At 39.7% G+C, this 18,500-nt stretch carries 11 protein-coding genes and 2 pseudogenes; 11 read left to right on the top strand and 2 right to left on the bottom strand.

What is annotated here, in order from left to right; all coding sequences use genetic code 11:
- Positions 1-11: 11 nt before the first annotated feature.
- On the bottom strand, positions 12-1,076 hold the full coding sequence (locus L1611_RS07590; RefSeq protein WP_236312486.1) for a DmpA family aminopeptidase: 1,065 nt from the start codon (positions 1,074-1,076) through the stop codon (positions 12-14).
- A gap of 109 nt (positions 1,077-1,185) precedes the next feature.
- Here L1611_RS07590 and L1611_RS07585 point away from each other — a divergent pair, with 109 nt between their 5' ends.
- From L1611_RS07585 to L1611_RS07545, 9 genes and pseudogenes are all read left to right on the top strand, one after another.
- Positions 1,186-2,493: a DUF4139 domain-containing protein gene (locus L1611_RS07585; RefSeq protein ID WP_236312485.1), complete on the top strand. Its 1,308-nt coding sequence runs from the start codon at positions 1,186-1,188 to the stop codon at positions 2,491-2,493.
- Positions 2,494-3,007: 514 nt separating this feature from the next.
- Positions 3,008-3,280 carry a nucleoside triphosphate pyrophosphohydrolase gene (locus L1611_RS07580; protein WP_236312484.1) on the top strand — a complete coding sequence of 91 codons (273 nt, stop codon included), beginning with the start codon at positions 3,008-3,010 and terminating at the stop codon, positions 3,278-3,280.
- Between the two features lie 28 nt (positions 3,281-3,308).
- A pseudogene (locus L1611_RS07575) lies at positions 3,309-5,760 on the top strand (DEAD/DEAH box helicase family protein).
- Between the two features lie 22 nt (positions 5,761-5,782).
- On the top strand, positions 5,783-6,979 hold the full coding sequence (locus L1611_RS07570; RefSeq protein ID WP_236312483.1) for a DUF6361 family protein: 1,197 nt from the start codon (positions 5,783-5,785) through the stop codon (positions 6,977-6,979).
- The gene (locus L1611_RS07565) at positions 6,972-8,747 is read left to right on the top strand and encodes a phospholipase D family protein (RefSeq protein WP_236312482.1); all 1,776 of its coding nucleotides are present in this window, start codon (positions 6,972-6,974) and stop codon (positions 8,745-8,747) included. The genes L1611_RS07570 and L1611_RS07565 overlap by 8 nt, the downstream gene beginning before the upstream one ends.
- A complete protein-coding gene (locus L1611_RS07560; RefSeq protein WP_236312481.1) occupies positions 8,744-12,034 on the top strand; it encodes a helicase C-terminal domain-containing protein in 3,291 nt (1,096 codons plus the stop codon). The genes L1611_RS07565 and L1611_RS07560 overlap by 4 nt, the downstream gene beginning before the upstream one ends.
- 80 nt (positions 12,035-12,114) lie before the next feature.
- Entirely contained in the window at positions 12,115-13,023 is a 909-nt protein-coding gene (locus tag L1611_RS07555; protein ID WP_236312480.1) for a restriction endonuclease, read from the top strand.
- Positions 13,024-13,068: 45 nt separating this feature from the next.
- Positions 13,069-13,323, top strand: a complete 255-nt coding sequence (locus L1611_RS07550) for a hypothetical protein (protein ID WP_236312479.1) — start codon at positions 13,069-13,071, stop codon at positions 13,321-13,323.
- Between the two features lie 248 nt (positions 13,324-13,571).
- Positions 13,572-14,411 (top strand): hypothetical protein, encoded by an 840-nt coding sequence (locus tag L1611_RS07545; protein WP_236312478.1) that lies wholly within the window; start codon positions 13,572-13,574, stop codon positions 14,409-14,411.
- 228 nt (positions 14,412-14,639) lie between these two features.
- Here L1611_RS07545 and L1611_RS07540 read toward each other — a convergent pair.
- Positions 14,640-16,448 (bottom strand): annotated as a pseudogene (locus L1611_RS07540) (Xaa-Pro dipeptidyl-peptidase).
- 373 nt (positions 16,449-16,821) lie between these two features.
- On the opposite strand from L1611_RS07540, the gene L1611_RS07535 reads away from it, so the two are divergent.
- Both L1611_RS07535 and kdgD read left to right on the top strand, forming a co-directional pair.
- A complete protein-coding gene (locus L1611_RS07535) occupies positions 16,822-17,550 on the top strand; it encodes a FadR/GntR family transcriptional regulator (protein ID WP_236312477.1) in 729 nt (242 codons plus the stop codon).
- 14 nt (positions 17,551-17,564) lie between these two features.
- The gene (gene kdgD / locus L1611_RS07530) at positions 17,565-18,497 is read left to right on the top strand and encodes a 5-dehydro-4-deoxyglucarate dehydratase (protein WP_236312476.1); all 933 of its coding nucleotides are present in this window, start codon (positions 17,565-17,567) and stop codon (positions 18,495-18,497) included.
- The last annotated feature ends 3 nt before the right edge of the window (positions 18,498-18,500 follow it).

Below are 18,500 nucleotides of genomic sequence, written 5' to 3'. Positions count from 1 at the left end.
TATCCCTTTCCTTATACGAGTGATATATCATACTCTTCAATTAAATCTTTCAACGTCGGCCGTTCATTCCCATCCCGACCGACGACTTTTTCAGCAGTAATCATTGAGTTCAGAATCGCTTCTTCAACCGCTTCCCCTACTGCACGGAAAGCGAGGTCCATATCTGCTTCATGGATCGTCGGAATGGAGAGGAGGTAATCCGGTTTCTTATGGGGAATCCTTGTGGCAGTAGAAAAACCGAGGGCGATGTCACCGCTTCCGTTTCCAACCGTCGATCCAGTCCGCGCCAGTCCTGTAACCGTCCGTTTTAAGATCCGGTTCAACTGTCGCTCGGAAACAGGGAGATCCGTTGCGACAATCATCATGATTGATCCTTTATCCTTTTCCTCCTTTACATTCAAAATGGAATCTCTCAACTCAGGACCTACCGCTTTCCCGTCAACCCTAAAATCACTGAGCATTCCGAAGTTCGATTGGACAAGAACGCCTAGCGTATACGTCCCATGTTCCGTCTCCATTTTTCGCGAAGAGGTGCCGATTCCGCCTTTTATGGAACAGGCGAGCGTCCCGCGTCCAGTACCGACTGCCCCTTCTTCAAATTCAACGGAAGCATTCTCAATCGCCTCGAAGACATGCTCCTTCGTGATGGACCGAGCTCGGATATCATTCAAATACATATCATTGCATTCACCCACAACCGGATTGACCGTACCTGTCTCACGTCCGATTTCAGGATTATCCTCCAGCATATAGTCGATCAGCGCATCGGCAACAATTCCGATACTCGAGGTATTCGTCAATAGGATCGGTGTCTCCAACGTCCCCAGTTCCTCGATCTGGATCGTCCCCACCGTTTTTCCATAACCATTGATCACATGGCTAGACGCAATCAATTTTTCTCTGAAAATATTCCCCTGAAGTGGAAGAACCGCCGTCACACCCGTCTGTACCTCACCATCCGCAAGCGTCACATGCCCGACCGTCACTCCTTCCACATCGGTAATCGCATTCCACTCTCCTGTTTCCAGCTTTCCGATTTTCACACCATAATCCCGTATCCGTTTCTGACCCTTCATCACTATCAACCTTTCATTATGTATGTCTAACTATCATTCTACCATTTTAGTAAACATATATTTTGGATACCTTTTTCTGTTATTATAGGGAAAAGGGGGAGGGTTTAACATGACCTATCATTCATACAGTAAGGATACAGAAGAACTGGCATTGACAATCTACAACGACGGGTTTGGTGTCGTAAAGGAAAAGCGCAAAGTTGAACTGACAGGTGAGGAAACGGAGATCCAATACCTTGATGTTGCGCAGCTGATCGAAACCGATTCGATCCTCGTCGAAGGACTTAACATACTTGAACTGAACTACGATTATGATCTTGTGAGCAAAACGAAACTGCTCGAGAAATACATAGACCAGAACGTGTTTTTATTAGATAAGGAGAAAAATGAACGGAAGGAATACCGACTGTTGAGTGTCGCTAGCGGCATCGTTCTAGAGCATACAGAAACGAAAGAAATCGTCCTCGATCCGAAAGAGGAACTGATCCTGCCGAAGCTGCCAGGCGAACTGATCGTCAAACCGGCGTTGATTTGGAAAATTAAACCTTCAAAAACGGATCAAATCAATGTATCCTACCTTACAAAAGGGATGGAATGGGAGTCCAACTATGTCGTAGAACTGAAGGACAAGACATTCAATCTATCCGGCTGGGTGAACATCCAGAACAATGCAGGCACAACCTTCGACAATGTAAAAGTGAAGCTCATTGCTGGGGATGTGAATCGAGTCGAGGATTACGAGTTAACGCTACCAGATGAACCAGTTTTATATTCGATGGAAAAAAGTTCACAACCATCATTCGAAGAACAAAGTTTCGCCGACTACCACATGTACACCCTGCAGCATATGACCACATTGAAAAACAACCAATCCAAGCAAATCAACTTCATTCAGGCAGAAGAAATTCCATATAAACACTACTATTCATTCAACCCTTACAACGATAAAGCCGAAATAAAGCTTGAATTCGAAAACAAACAAGTCCAAAAACTAGGATTGCCATTACCTAAAGGAAAAGTGAAGGTCTATCAAGAGGATAGGAATGATGGAAGCCTTGAATTCATAGGAGAAGACCGTATCGATCATACACCGAAAAATGAAACGGTAGAACTCTATCTCGGGGATGCTTTCGATATCGTCTGTGAAGGGAACAGTATTGATAGTTATAAAGATGAAAAAGGAATCCGCACAGAAAAATGGGAATATACCATCAAGAACCATAAAGAAGAACCAGCCCTCATGAAAATCACACACGACCTCTACGACCGCAACTGGAAAATGAAAGACACAAGCCACACTTATAATAAAGAAACCTCTAGCAAAATTGTATTTTGGCTGGAAGTACCTACTGATACAATAGAGACTGTTACTTTTGAGTATGAGGTGGATGAAAGAATATATATTACAAAAAGTTAAAGGGTTTGGAAAGGTGTTCTATGCTAGATAAAAATGAAGTTAAAAAATGATTTATGCTTATGGTAGATTTTATGAAATTGAAAACTTTATTAGATTATTTATTTCTGAAAATATGGATTTGTTATATGGAGCAAACTGGTATGAAATTTCTTATAAATAGATAAACAATAGAAGACCTATTAAAGCTTTTGATAATTTATTTCATCCAATAAGTACATTGAAAATGTATTCAGATATGAAATTATTAGTAATTCCTCAAAGATTAATTATGCAACTTAATTATATTACTCCCATAAGGAATAAAATAGCACACACAATACCACTAGAAGAAAATGAATATAAATATCTTGTAGATACATACAAAGAGCTAGATGAATTTAGGATCAATCAATGAGAACCGTATCAAATACTAAACCAATTATACTGAGGTGGATTTTTATTAAGTTGTAAATATAAAATAATTATTACATAATTACTATAAAACTACTTAAGGGGATATGTTAATGACAATAAATTGGTTCGTGATCTCATTCCAGAGATTATTAAAAACACAGGAAAGAACTTTAATACTCGTATTATGGAAGAAGATGAGTATAAGGTCGAGTTAAAAGAGAAGTTAAAAGAAGAATTGAATGAATATTTAGAGGCTAGTGATGACGCTTCATCTATTGAAGAACTTGCAGATATTTTAGAGCTAATTCATTCTTTAATTTCTGTACATAATTCTTCAGTTGAAGAACTTGAAGCTGTTCGGAAGGAAAAAGCAGCAAAGCGCGGGGGATTTTAAGATCGTATTTTCTTGATTGATGTTGAAGATGAGTAAAGTAAAGTTAATAACCGATAGATTGATAGACAATTTACAACAAGAGGTTCAGAGTTCAGATATTATCTATATTCTGACCTCTTTTGTTATGAAATCAGGGGTAGAACTTATTAAACCTCATTTGGAAAATGCAATTAAACGTGGATCGGAAATAAAGCTATGTGCTGGTGATTATCTTTACATTACCCAACCAGATGCATTAGAAAGTCTCACCTCTATTCATGGACTTGAGGTAAGACTGTGGAGAAGCAGGGGGAAGTCATTTCATCCAAAGGCTTATTTATTTGGTCAAAGTAATGATCAGAATGAAGGTTCTTTTATAATTGGGTCATCTAACCTTTCAGCTTCTGCGTTAACAAAAGGGGTAGAGTGGAATCTATACATGAATAAATCGGTAGAACCTTTAAGTTACCAGGAAGCTATGGATATGTACTTAAAGACGTTTTATCATGAAGATACGATTCCAGTTAATGCTGAAACAATAAAAAAGTACCGTGAAGAATATGGAAAATTCCATGCTTCTCATAATATTGCGAAGAAATGGACCGAGCAAGAAGAAACTGAATTAATGTATTCAAGTGATCCAAAGAGCGATGAAGTAAATGATGAGCCAACCACTTATGAAGTTGAGATAAGTAATGAGAAAGAGATAACGCCACGACCTGCACAGAAGGATGCCCTAACTGCACTGGAAACCACGTTTGAAGAAAACTATAACAAGTCGATGGTGGTTATGGCGACTGGCCTGGGGAAAACCTATTTGGCAGGATTTTTTGCTAGAAATTTTAATCGGGTATTATTTGTGGCACACCGTGAAGAAATACTTTACCAGGCAAAGAAATCGTTTCTACATATTATGCCAGAAAAATCGGCAGGGATTTATAATGCAAAAAACAAAGAAACAGATTGTGAATGTGTCTTTGCTTTTGTTTTTACTATTGGAACGGATCATAACCTAAAGAAATTCTCTCCAGATCATTTTGATTTAATCGTTGTTGATGAATTTCATCATGCAGCCGCCAACTCTTATCAAAAGGTCATTCAGCATTTCGAACCAAAGTTTTTACTGGGAATAACGGCTACACCTGATCGTATGGACAATAAAGATGTTTATGGACTATGTGATGGTAATGTGGCTTACCAACTTCACTTTATAGAAGCGATTGAGAAGGAATGGTTAACTCCATTTAAGTATTTTGGTGTTTATGATGATACGGACTATTCAGCAATTACATGGCTTGGAAATAAATATGATCAAGAAGAGTTATTACTTGCTCAGTTAAGGGATGATTTAGCTGACAGAATCTTGAATGCCTGGTTAGACCACTGCCAAACAAGAACATTAGCTTTTTGTTCTTCGATTAAGCAAGCTGATTTTTTATCAAATTATTTTAATCACAATGGTTATCGAACCGTTAGTTTGAATTCAAAGAACAAAAACATATCCCGTAAAGAAGTGATTCAGAAATTAACGAATCAAGAAATTGATATTATTTTTACGGTTGACCTATTTAATGAGGGTGTGGATATACCATCAGTAGATACGTTGTTATTTGCAAGGCCAACGGAATCACTGACAATATTTACGCAACAAGTGGGAAGAGGCTTGCGGCTTCATGATGAAAAAGAGTATTGTCATATCATTGATTTGATCGGTAACTATCGAAATGCAGATATTAAGATGAGTTTATTTGATCGGGATCCTCAACCGGAAAAAGGAAAAGCCCGAGCAATTCCTCAAGTACCAAGAAATTGTGAACTCAATTTTAGATTTAAATGTAATCGACTTATTGAAAGAACTACAACGAAAACGACAACCTCGTAAAGAAAAATTACACGGTGCTTATTTAAATTTAAAAGAAGAGCTAGGCCATCGCCCAACTTACCTTGAACTACATCTGTATGGTAGTGCGAATAGTAAAGAATACAAGCAAGAATTTAACTCTTACCTTAGCTTTTTATCGTGGGCAAATGAATTAAATGAAAAAGAAGAACAAGTCCTCACTAGATATGAAAAATGGATAAAAGAAGTCGAAAGTACAGGAATGGCGAAAAGCTACAAAATGATTGTTCTCTTGTATATGCTCAATCGTGGAATCGAAAATTGGACATTACCTGTAACATCTAAAGAAGTAGCGCCTTTCTTTCATCAGTATCTTACCGAAAAAGAATATCGTAGAAACATCGACTTTTCCGATAAAAACTCTCAACGACTATGGAAGTATGACGAAAAGAAAGTAAGCAAATTAATAGCAGACATGCCAATGAGTAAATGGTCCGGCAGCTCGAATAATATAGTTTCTTTTGATGGAGAGATGTTTAAATTGGAGTTCGATGTGTTAAAGGAAAATAATAAGATCTTATACGCTTGGACCAAACAGATATGCGAATACAGATTACATGAGCATTTTGAGAGAAAAGCTCAAAAGCATTCAGTAAGTTGAATGTTGATAAAGGAGTAACATTATGAATGCTATGAAACTAGGATGGATTGATTATTCCAGTGAACATAAAAACAAAGTCATGGCAGTGCTTGATCTTCTTTCTGATAAAGGGGCAATTGATGAATTGGGGATCGGTTTGATCCGTGATGGGTTTGCGGATGTTTTGTTTCCAGGTACTTCAACTCTTCAAACGAGGGCCAAATATTTTTTCATTATCCCTTATTTAATGATGGATTTAGAAAAAGAAAGACATTCCTCTCCCGGAGAATTTCTTGAGAAGCTTGGTTCCATGGAAGTAGATGTTATAGAAACTTTGCTCCGAAAAGATGCAGAAGGCGTGATTGGCGCAAGGGCTGGGAAAAAGCTTAAGCGGAAACCTTCCAGCGTATACTGGAGCGGCCTCAAGACGTTTGAAATATTTAAACATGATCTTACACTGAACAACTACGCCAAAGCTGTTTTCAGAATGCAGCGTAACAAAGAGTCTCTCCGATCGTTAGGAAATGAAGAGAGTGATGATCTAACGATTGCTGGTTCTGAATATACAAGTACGTATTGGCAGTGTCTTATTCCAGAGTCAAATTGGAAAGAAAACCTTTCTATGGATCTTACATTCAATGAGGCTGGTTTCTTAAAAGATAGAATGATTAAATCAAGGAAGTCGAAGGACAGTCTATTGGCTTTTTTACTTCAGCAAAATCCTTCGGAATTAGAAAAAATAGATGATTTTGATGCAATTGGAGAAGTATTCTCACTCCCTGATGGATTGAGTGATGATTATGCGATAGCCAAAAATTTCAGTATGTTTATTGCTGGTGCAAATATACGGTATAATGTGATCCTTTCCAATCATGAAAATAAAGAGGCTATTCAAGAATGGAAAGAGTGGAAGGAAAGTTCGTTTATTAAAAACGAATTCCCGTATTTCAGGTATCAGGATGTTCTTTACCGGCTAAAAATCAATAACCCTTTGTTGAAAAGGTTTCTTAGTGAATGGCAAAAGACGGCTCTTTCCAATGATGAGACGATGATCGATGAACTACTGATCAAACGTGAAATTGAACTGAAATCAAAAGAAAGAGCTAAATTGTATAATACAAAATTTTATGCGTATGAAGAAGGTAAATGGTTAGGGTCTAAAAAACTACAATATCGTTTTCGGAATTCAAAGGATTTAATGGTTGATATCTTATCAGGTTTGGAGGGAGGACATGCTTAAACCAGACAAGGACCGGCTAAATTATAGTGACTTGCTCAAACCGCCTGTAGGATATGAAGTGGTATTCGCTGTAGGTACTACATATTCTCTTGACTTAGAAGCATTGGTAGGTGTGCCATTGGCTCTTAGTCTTTCAGAAGAAATGGATCAAACATTAAAAGATGACCCGATCTACATGTTGGAAGGGATACGCCGAAGCGCAGATAATCTTGCAATTTTCTGTGAGGCCGGTCAGATCAAGGTACCGCAAAACGGAAACTCATTTTTTGCCTTAATGGAAGATAGCGTGTTTGAAGTAGCTCTGGAAAATGAGCGCTCTTTCCATCCGAAAACCTGGTTGATCAAATATGAGGACAGTCAAGGAGATACCCTATTTCGGTTTCTTGTTTTGACACGCAACCTTACCTTCGATCGGAGCTGGGACATCGCGTTGGCATTAGAAGGGAGACAAAAACAGGAGATGGCTCATAAAAACCGACCATTGATTGATTTTATACAATTCCTTCTCCCACAGACTACTAGCCAACAGAAACAGGAGAGTATTCAGGAGATGATGGCTGAGCTTGAGTATATTCATTTTGAATCAGGCGACAAACATATACCAGAATTTGATTTCTGCCCTTTAGGAATTGAGGGATATGAAGCAAAAGATATAGGGTTATTTGAAAGTTATCATCAATTGATCATTATGACACCATTTTTGAGTAAAAGTATAATTGCAGAGTTGAATGATTACTCTTTGACATCTCCTACCAAGGTATTGATCACCAGAAGGACGGAACTCCATAAACTTACAGAAAAGCTCATCAACGATATTGATGTATATGTGTTGAAGGACATCATTGTTGAAGGTGAAGGAGCTTTTAGTGAAGAGGAAGATGAAAACGAATTAGATCAGCTTCAGGACATCCATGCGAAACTTTACGCCCGTTCTAAGTATAATGAGCATCATTTCTTTATTGGCTCTGCGAACAGTTCCCATTACGCATTCAATGGTAATGTGGAATTCTTATTGAAGATGCAATATAAAAAGTATGGCTTCAGAATTACTGACTTATTGTTGGATTTATTTGGAGAAGAGGAAGAGGACAACCCTTTTGAAAAAGTCGAGTCCATTCCTGAAGAAGAGGATACAGAAGCCGAAGTCACTGACAAACTCCAAAAAGCGATCAAGCAACTTTGTCGTGTCAAATCACACGCTTTAGTCCAGAAAGAAAGTGATTATTTATATACCGTTCATCTCTCATTTGAGACCATACCTGATGGCATTGAATTTTCAATTGGACCATTGTTAAGCAAAAAAACACAGAAATTTCAACAGGACATGAGGATTAATGACTTAAGTATGCTCGAACTTGGAGAATTTTATGTTGTAAGGGCTCAATTAGATGGAGAAACAGTGGAACGTGTTATTAAGATCCAGACAGAAGGGCTGCCAGAAGAGCGTAATCAAGAGGTTTTTCGTTCAATAATTAATAATCCATATGTTTTCTTACAATATGTAGCATTCCTGCTTGCAGATGATTTTTTGTTGTCTGCTCTTGAGCAGATGGAAATCAAAAAACTCGGGTCAGGAGCCTGGGATATGCAGGCTGCCCGTTATCCTGTATTGTATGAAAATATGCTGAAAGCAGCTGCGCGGTCCCCAGAAAAATTGAATGATGTTCATAAATTTATTGAAATGATTGATGACGAGACAATCATACCTCAGGAATTTTACCGATTGTATGACACTTTCAATCAGGCAACGAAGTTGGTGGAAAAATGATAGATTTGAAGACAAAAGACGAAGAGATTTACGAAGGTCTTAAAGATTTTCAAAAGGCAACGGTTGACAGAGTGTATAATCTGTTGACTGATGATTTTACCCGCGTTCTGGTAGCGGATGAAGTTGGCCTTGGTAAAACGATGATAGCTAGGGGCGTTATGGCAAAGATAGCAAGGTATCACCAGGAAGTTTTAAAAGACCCCCTTTTTAAAGTTGTTTATGTCTGTTCAAATCAGAGTATTGCCAGACAAAATCTGCAAAAACTGCAAATCGATAAGCGTGTAAAGCTGGAGGACTCTTCGGATACCCGGTTATCAATGCAACACTTGAAGATATTTGAGAATGATTTTGATGAAGAGTTGAAGGAAAGGTTTATCCAATTGATTCCGTTAACGCCCTCCACTTCTTTTAATATGACATCAGGTTGTGGAAGTGCATCCGAAAGAGCATTGATGTACTTGATTCTAAAAGAATTCAGCCCCATAAAAAATTATTTGGATCAGTTGGATATCTTGTTGATGGATTCTGCCACAAAGAGTTGGGAATGGACAAAACTTGGTTACGAAAAGCGAGTAGAAGTCTGTAATGCTAAAAGTGATGGTCAGTATCTCAACACCATGTTGTACAGGATAGAGCAGTTTTTTGACAAGGACAGCTCTCTTATTGATACCATCCATGAAGTTTGTGAAAGGATCAAGCAGGAAAATGTAATAGGAATACGAGTTGAAGGTGCCAATCAATTAATTTTCAAACTGCGAAGGATGATGGCGGAAATAAGTGTCGATCTAATGGATCCCGACCTGGTTATTATGGACGAATTTCAGCGTTTCCCGGAACTAGTGAATGCTGATGGGGAAAGTGAAACTGCCCTTCTTGCTAAGAAGTTTTTTAATAGCCCTAGGTTGAATGATAATGAAAAAGTAAAGATTCTATTGCTATCTGCTACACCATATAAACTTTACTCTACGCTAGAAGAAATTTCTGAAAAGGGTGAGGATGAACATTATAAGGAGTTCATGCAGGTAACCGGATTTCTGTTTGAACATCATCCTGAACAGCAACGCCACTTCAAAAGGGTTTGGGAGGATTTTTCTTCTTCACTAAATTTATTTTCGATTAGGGATATCGCCGTCCTTCAAGCAAAAAAGCAAGAAGCAGAAGACAGCTTGTATAGAGGAATTGCCCGTACAGAACGAATGGCAGTAGAAGGATCAAGTGAATTGATTAATGCATCTCTAGAACCAGTTAAAATCACCAAAGAGGATGTCTTGTCCTATGTCCATATGGATCGTATGCTCCAGGAAATTGGGATAATGGACAACGTTCCTGTCGACTATGTGAAATCGACCCCTTTCCTTATGTCATTTATGGAACATTATAAGTTGAAACAAAAAATAACCCGTCATGTTAAAAAATATCCTGAAAACCTCTCGGTAGTTGATAAACCTCATCTCTGGATAAAAAGAGGTGCAATTAACCGTTATAAAAAACTGCCTGATACCAATGCCAGGCTTACAAAAATAAAAGAAATTGCATTGCCAAAGCATGCTGAACGGTTGTTATGGATTCCGCCTTCATTACCATATTACGAATTTGGAGGCTGCTATAGTAGACAAGAACGGTTCTCGAAATTACTTATATTTTCAGGATGGGAGATGGTTCCAAGGGCCGTTTCAACGCTATTATCCTATGAGTCTGAACGCTTGACGGTAGGGGAGTTGATTAAAAAAACATCGAAAAAAAAGAAGTGGAAAAACCGTACGTATTTTGCGGAAAGGCGGTTCCCCCAACCCCGTTTATCGTTCGCAATGAGAAATAATGCACCAGCTAATATGAATCATTTGACACTTTTATACCCTTCTATCACGTTAGCAAAGCTTTTCAATCCGATAGATGTATTAAATAAAAATCTTACACTGGAAGAGCTGAAAAGTGAAATAGCGGATAACATCCAATATCTGCTTGACCAACTGCCATATCAGACTTACGAACAAGAAGTTCGGGAAGATGAGAGATGGTATTATCTTGCTCCTTTGTTATTGGATCAAGATGAAGAAGCTGTTAAAGAATGGTTTAACAATGAAAAACTATTGCCTGTAATGGATGATAACAAAGATGAGGATACAACGGATGACAAGGCAGCCTTAACAAAGCATCTAGAAGAACTTCGTACCATTTTTCAAGAAAAAGAATTTGTGAAACTTGGTAAACAGCCAAAAAATTTGAAAGACGTACTTGTGAATATGGTTTTAGGATCGCCAGCAATTTGTGCTTTGCGTATGTTCAATGATTGGGAAGGCAGGTCCTTACCTTATGCGGTTCATCTGGCAAAAATCCTCATAGATAGATTTAACACGCAAGAGTCAATTTCGATCGTTGAATTAGAGTACGGGAACCAAAAGAACAAGGAGCGCAATGCCCACTGGCAGAATGTTCTTAAATATTGTGTGGATGGCAACATCCAGGCAATGCTCGATGAGTATGCACATATGCTGATCGAAGAGGCAGGTCTTCGGAATGTTGACAATGATTGGCGTAACGAGCAGTTAACCCATTTAATGACGAGCGCATTAAGTACCCATTCTGCAACTTATAACGTAGACACCTATGAAAGTTTCAAAAAACGTGTGAAAGATAAAAGCGGCAAGGATCAAGTAATAAAATTGCGAACCAATTACGCCGTAGGTTTTGCGGATAAACGAAATGAAGACACAACTCATAATAGAAAGAAAAACGTAAGATTGGCATTCAACTCTCCGTTTCGACCGTTTGTATTAGTAACTACATCAGTCGGGCAAGAAGGTCTTGATTTCCATTACTATTGCAGGAAGATTGTCCATTGGAATCTACCATCAAATCCAGTTGATCTCGAGCAGCGGGAGGGACGGATCAATCGTTATAAATGCTTTGCAATTCGCCAGAACATTGCCAACAAATATGGCAATATACCATTTGAGAATGATGTATGGCAGGAAATGTTTACGGCAGCAAACAAGAATGAAAGAAATGGACACACGCCTGAACTGGTACCTTTCTGGTCGCTTCCTGAAAATCAGGATATTAAAATTGAAAGAATTGTCCCAATCTATCCCCTTAGTAAAGACGGTGTGAAATATGAGCGTCTTATGAAAATCATGCAACTTTACCGGTTAAGTTTAGGACAAGCTCGCCAAGAGGAATTACTTGAATATTTATTTAAACATCAGGTGGAACAAGACCAGCTGCAAAATCTATTTATGAATTTAAGCCCTTATTATAAAGAGAAAGAAAAGATAGGTAAATATTAAGTAGAAATTCTTTTTTAAAAATTCACTTCAAATAACTGGTCTCTATAAACTAAAGATAATTACTCCCTAGGAGGATTTGTATGGCTATTCCAGATTATCAATCGTTTATGTATCCTTTACTAGAGTTATTACAAGACGAGAAAGAACATACGCTACAAGAGTCCTATGTTTATCTAGCAAATTATTTTCAACTCACTGATGAAGAAAAGGAGGATATATTACCTAGCGGAAAACAACTTGTCTATCACAATAGAATTGGTTGGGCAAGAACCTATTTAAAAAAAGCAGGACTGCTTCGAACAGTTAGGAGAGGCACCTTTGTTATAACCGATAGAGGTAGAATGGTTCTTCAAGACCCGTCAGTTACTGAAATAAACAGGAACTATTTATTGAGATATAAGGAATTTCAGGACTTTCAAAAAAAGAAGACCATAAATGAATTTTCAGATGCTAACAGTGATGAAGAAAAAGCTTTAACTCCTCAAGAACAATTAGAGGAGAGTTATAAAGAATTGCAAAGGCAAATAAGTGAAGAGATTCTAGAAAGAGTTAAAGGGTGTACCCCTGAGTTTTTTGAACGATTAGTTGTTGAATTGCTAGTTGAAATGGGATATGGAGGTTCCATTCAAGATGCAGGTCGAGCCATAGGACGAAGTGGCGATGAAGGTATAGATGGCATTATTAAAGAAGATGTACTCGGTTTGGATATGATATATGTTCAGGCCAAACGCTGGGAAGGTGTCGTAGGTCGACCAGAAATTCAAAAATTCGCAGGAAGTTTAGAGGGTCAACGGGCTAAAAAAGGTGTCTTTATCACTACTTCCGATTTTACAGAAGGTGCAAAAGATTATGTAAATCGAATCGAAAAAAAGATCATTCTCATCAATGGTACTGATTTAGCCGAGTACATGTTTAAATATGATATTGGTGTCTCCAAAGTAAGTCAATATACCATAAAGAAAGTAGATTTAGACTACTTTGAAGAGTAGAACAAGTGTCCTCTTGATGTAATTTTTGAATGAAGAAAGCTGCCTATGGAAACTACTATTAATTTAATCAAATTAGCACCGATCTATTTAGACAAGATTGTTGATATTTACTGCCGAGTTCATGGCGGAGATTTTGATTCTACTAAAGACCGTTTTGAATGTCATGTTACGTATGAAGGATATCAGGGACTGGTAGCGGTGGATGAAAACGATAAGGTCCATGGTTTTGTTTATGGTTACACCTCTTTACCCGATCAATCAAAAGTCCAATACGAGAAGTGGTTAGGATCCTTGAAATAGAGGACTTCTAGAGTTGGTCAACTCTAAATGGTCGTCTATAACCAAACATTGAAAGATATTAAGGATTTATATATTACTGTCGCAAGGCCTCGAGTCAATTGCGGTTCGTCAAACGACCAGGTTAAACTTTGGAAATATTAATAATTATATATATGAGGGTCATTAATGGGGGGAAAAGATTGAATCGTGAGAAATATATAAAAGTTTTTAGGATTTTTGTAGCTGTGGTATTAGGTGTTAGCTTAGTTATGAATTTCAAATTATTTTCCAAAATGGATCAGTTAGAGAACCAATTGAATAATGTTTCTTACGTTCAGCAAGACATTATCAGTAATGTAAATGGTCAAACAGGTCATATCGAAAATGTATTAAATGGTATAAAAGAGGAGCAGAGTTGGATTAGTAGGATCAATATGGATGTAAATACATATGAAATAGAAGATGGTCAAGCGGAAGCAACCTTCGAATGGCAAGTGAAGGAACTTCAAAGTGATTCTGAAGTTGTTTTTCATTATGCTTATGGCGATCGTGAGGATTTTACAACTATTCCCGCGGAGGAGGGACAGCAAGGGCTGTTCCAAGTGAAAGTCCCGGTTGAGGTTGATGTAGGGCCACAATGGGAGGTTGTGCGTAACCCCAGTTCGCATAATGAAATGTCCAAAAAAGAGATGGAAGAAAAAATGGAAGAGGAACACCGTCAAAATACAATCGAGTATTATGTAACCGTATCCTATGGTGACATGGTCAAGAGTGGGGAAATCCACACTGAAAATTTAGAGCATCTTGGAACGAACAATTATGGCATCTTACAAACTGACGTCCATATGTATGATAGAAAATTTGATGTTACACTAATGAATCATAATGTAAATGCTTCTTCTTTCGTGGTAGAAGAAGCGTATCTTTTCAAGTATGAGGATGAAAGGTTACTAGGAAAAGAAAAAATAAAAATAGATGAGCAATACGATCCATCTGACGAAATGATGCGCTTTTTTCATTTGAATCAAGTTGATCAATATGAAGATATGCGCCTCGTGATAAAAGTGGTATATAGTAACGGAGGGACATTCGAAAAGGAAGTTTATTAATGCTTGAAGAATCCCCTGATGTTATATGAAGCAGGGGATGAATTACAGTTTAACAAAATCTCTTAAAGGAAAAGACCCGTCATATCGACGAGTCTTTTGTTTATACGTTAGGAAACGATAACTTTTCAACATGATGTAAGTTCCGACGTAGCGGAAAAGTTTATGGACCAAGTATAAGGACAACTAAGGCTCAGCCTTCGCCAAAGGCTTGGCTTTGCCAGGTTTTCTTTACCAGTCTAGTCCTTTTTTGCCGCCGACGATCGGTAGGTGGATGCGACTGTGTTTCGGGTTAAGCGTAATTTCGGTACCAGCTTCCGGACGAAGGGTGTAGTTGTAGTCACTTGCAATGAAGACGATGCCGATCCGGTTGCCCTCTTGAAAGACATAGTCATCTGGCTGCATATTCCATTGGAACGTGTATTCCTTGCCAGGGACAAGAGCGCTTGACCATTGAGAAGATCGTAGGTTTTGTGGATCTATCCAGCCACGCGTCACGATTTCTGGCTGTTCTCCACCGTAATCGACCAGCAAAGCTGTCAAATTGGTGACTTCCCGATCAATGTTCGCACGGATGCTGACCTCCGGTGTCCCACTGATTCGAGTCTCTTCTGTCAATTCAGGTGTTAGATAGACAAGTCGATTCGGGTTATCCGATTCAGGAGATTCCACGAGATTAGTCGCCTTAATTATCGGGTCATCAATAAAGGAATGGCTTTCACTTGGACCACGCCAGGATGGATGATCACTCAGGGTGCCGTCCGCTCCATCTTCATCAGGGTTCATGTAAAGGGTCGTCGATTGGGCGTCTTCATTCGGCCAGTTGGCTTCCTGATCCCAAGTGCGGTCCTCCCGTTCAATGTCAATCATCGGCTCATCCATGATGCCATTTTTAATTCCGTACAACCAATGGTCGAACCATCTGTTCTCTGTTTCCTTCCAATTGTTCGCAGAAGTCCCGCCGTGCCCGCCTTAATGGAGCCACATTTTGCGCGGAACATCATATTTCTCAAGTGCTTCCCACCATTGGGAAAACTGCTCGGTTTTTACGTTCCAATCATTCAGTCCATGTAAGACAAGGACACTCGCTTCAATATCCTTTGCATCTTTTAAATAGTTCCGATCATGCCAGAACGGGCTGTAATCACCTGTTTCACGATCCTGCTCACGGGTCAGCTCGTCAATGATCGCCTGACACACTTCTGCGTTCTCTCTTGTCGTGACCGCTTTGGCCAATACATCTGCATCTTCTCCCTGGTAGCCACCCGGTGCGACGACCGCACCATTTGCACGGTAATAATCATACCAGCTGCTGATCGCAGCGATCGGCACGATCGTTTTCAGACCTTCGACGCCTGTCGTTGCAACGGCATTCGGGAGAGTCCCGTTGTAAGAGACACCGATCATCCCGACATCACCAGTCGTCCAATCAGCTGTCACTTTCTGACCGTCTTCGGTATAAGCATCTGCTCTTCCATTCAACCAATCAATGACCGCCTTGGTACCGAGGGTTTCCTGTTCATCTCCGGTCGTTGCACATCCTTTGGATTTTCCTGAACCTATGCTCTCACCTAAAATGACAGCATACCCACGCGGCACATAGTAGTTGCCAAGGGACCCGAGGTTTTGCGCTTCACCTTCCGTCATCGCAAAAGGTTTGCCCTTCCCCTGATGTTCGACCGGGGTTAGTGGGACGTCAACATCATAGAACTCGAGTGGATAATTCAACCCGGCACGGTATGGGCTCATTTCATAAATGACTGGGACTTTCACACCAAGTTCAGTGTTTGGCCGCATCACCTTGATCGATACACGGTCACTTTCACCATCACGATCGCTGTCCGTTTCCGTTTCGACGTACAGATTTTCAACAATCGCTTCTTCCTGAGAATAAATCGGTTGTGTCATACCGTCCTCAATCTTGATGTGATGGATATCTGCCTCCGTATCCACTTCCGCTACTGCAACGCCTGGCATACTTCCGAGCATCGAACCGATCATGCTCGCACATAGGAACAGACTCAATCCCTTTTTCTTCATCAATTTTCCTCCAAATCCGTTATTGGTTTGACATGATTCGCACTAGTAATCTTCTTTATCGCGAATCCAAAACCTTCAATATACTGGTTAAATAGGGAAATGGTAGGAGGGACAATTTATTTCATGCTGAGGGGAATTTTCGCATCAGCATTCTTTGTTAAACAGAAGGGATCTCAAAAGAATTCCAATGTAAAACAGGCCTTAGGCGAGGTATGCGGGCATTAAACGTTACTACTTGAATTTATTTGTCTGACAAATAAATTATTTTATATTTTTAATTGACAGAATATTTTATTTGTCTTACAATTAGACACAACATAAAAATACATAAACAAGGTATCAATCAGAATCAATAAAGAAAGTAGGAAAAGTTGTGAGCCAAGTGAATGACCATTTAAAAATAAAATCTGTTAAGAGAGAGACGTTATCGAACCAGGTGATCGACCAGATCATCGAATTGTTGTTGAGCGGTCAATTGAAGCCGGGGGACAAGCTTCCTTCTGAAATGGAATTGATCGATATGTTCATGGTTAGCCGGCCTGTGTTACGGGAAGCGATCAGTTCATTGGAGACGATTGGGATCGTGCGCCGAAAGACGAGGGAAGGTACGTATTTTACTAATAAAATTGGAAGCAAGCCGTTCAAAATCATGCTGTCGTTATCGGTAGGTGATATTAAAGCATTCATTGAGACCCGGATTGCACAGGAATTGGGTCTCGTCACACTCGCAGCTGAGAAGATCTCCGATGAAGATTTGGGAAGGCTTAAAGACAACATCGAGAAGATGGAAGCGCGGGAAGGAGACGCGATTGAACTTGATAAAGAATTCCATCGCATCATCGCCTACAGTGCGAGTAATCCGATCATCGAAGGGATCATTGATCCACTTTTAAACATGATCGATCAGACACAGGAAACCATCCCTCCAGAGGACCGGGACAAAGCATACACGATCGAACAGCATAAAGAAATCTACGCTGCCCTGGAAATAAGGGATCCGATTGAATCTTATTTATGTATGTACCGACATTTGGATCATGCGAGGAAAAGGATCTTGGCTCGTCATGAAGCGAAGAACTCTTTTGATCTCGATCAAAAATAGAAAGGATGAAAAGGATGGCAAACGAAAGAAAAGCACCGACAGGTATTCTAGGATTCCCGATTACGCCGTTTAATGAAAGCGGTCACATTGACGAAAAGGCGTTGAGCCGCAATATCGAATTTTTATTGGAAAATGATCTCGAAGCGATTTTCATTGCTTGCGGGTCAGGGGAATTCAATGCCGTCAGCTTAAAAGAGTATGAAAGAATGGTAGAATTGGCAACCTCTATTGCCGATCGGAAGATCCCGGTCTACACAGGTGTCGGCGGCAACCTATCCGAAACGCTGGAGCAAGCCCGGATTTCTGAAAAGCATGGAGCTGACGGCTATCTGGTACTGCCGCCTTATCTGATCGATGGGGAACAAGAAGGCCTCTATGAGTATTACAAATCGATTCTTTTGAGCACGGATTTGAATGCGATCGTCTACCAACGGGCAAATGCCGTTCTTCAGCTTGAAACATTAAAGAGATTGATCGAGTTCCCGCAGGTTGTCGGCGTGAAAGATGGCGTCGGGAATATGGATCTCAATATCGAGCTTACCCAAACGATTGGCGACCGTCTCGGCTGGTTGAACGGGATGCCGATGGCCGAAGTGACGATGCCTGCTTATGTACCTTTAGGGTTCAATTCCTATTCTTCCGCGATTTCGAACTATATCCCTCATATCTCAAGACGCTTCTATGATGCCCTGCTGAATGATCGTATGGAGGAAGTACGGGAGTTATATGAAACTGTGATCCTGCCGATCAACCGGATCCGGAAACAGAGAAAAGGCTATGCTGTCTCTTTGATCAAAGCGGGGATGGAAATCATCGGATTGCCTGTCGCTAACACGGTAAGACCGCCAATCGTTCCGGTGGAAAAAGAACACTATCAGCAGCTGGAAAAGGTATTGAACATGGCATTTGAAAAGTACCCAGTCGACAATAAGGTATCCCATTCATAACAG

This window comes from Pseudalkalibacillus salsuginis (genome assembly GCF_021646685.1).
GTDB classification, from domain to species: Bacteria; Bacillota; Bacilli; order Bacillales; family Fictibacillaceae; genus Pseudalkalibacillus; species Pseudalkalibacillus salsuginis.
The sequence above is the reverse complement of the archived record's forward strand: the minus strand, read 5'-3'. Positions and strand labels throughout refer to the sequence as shown.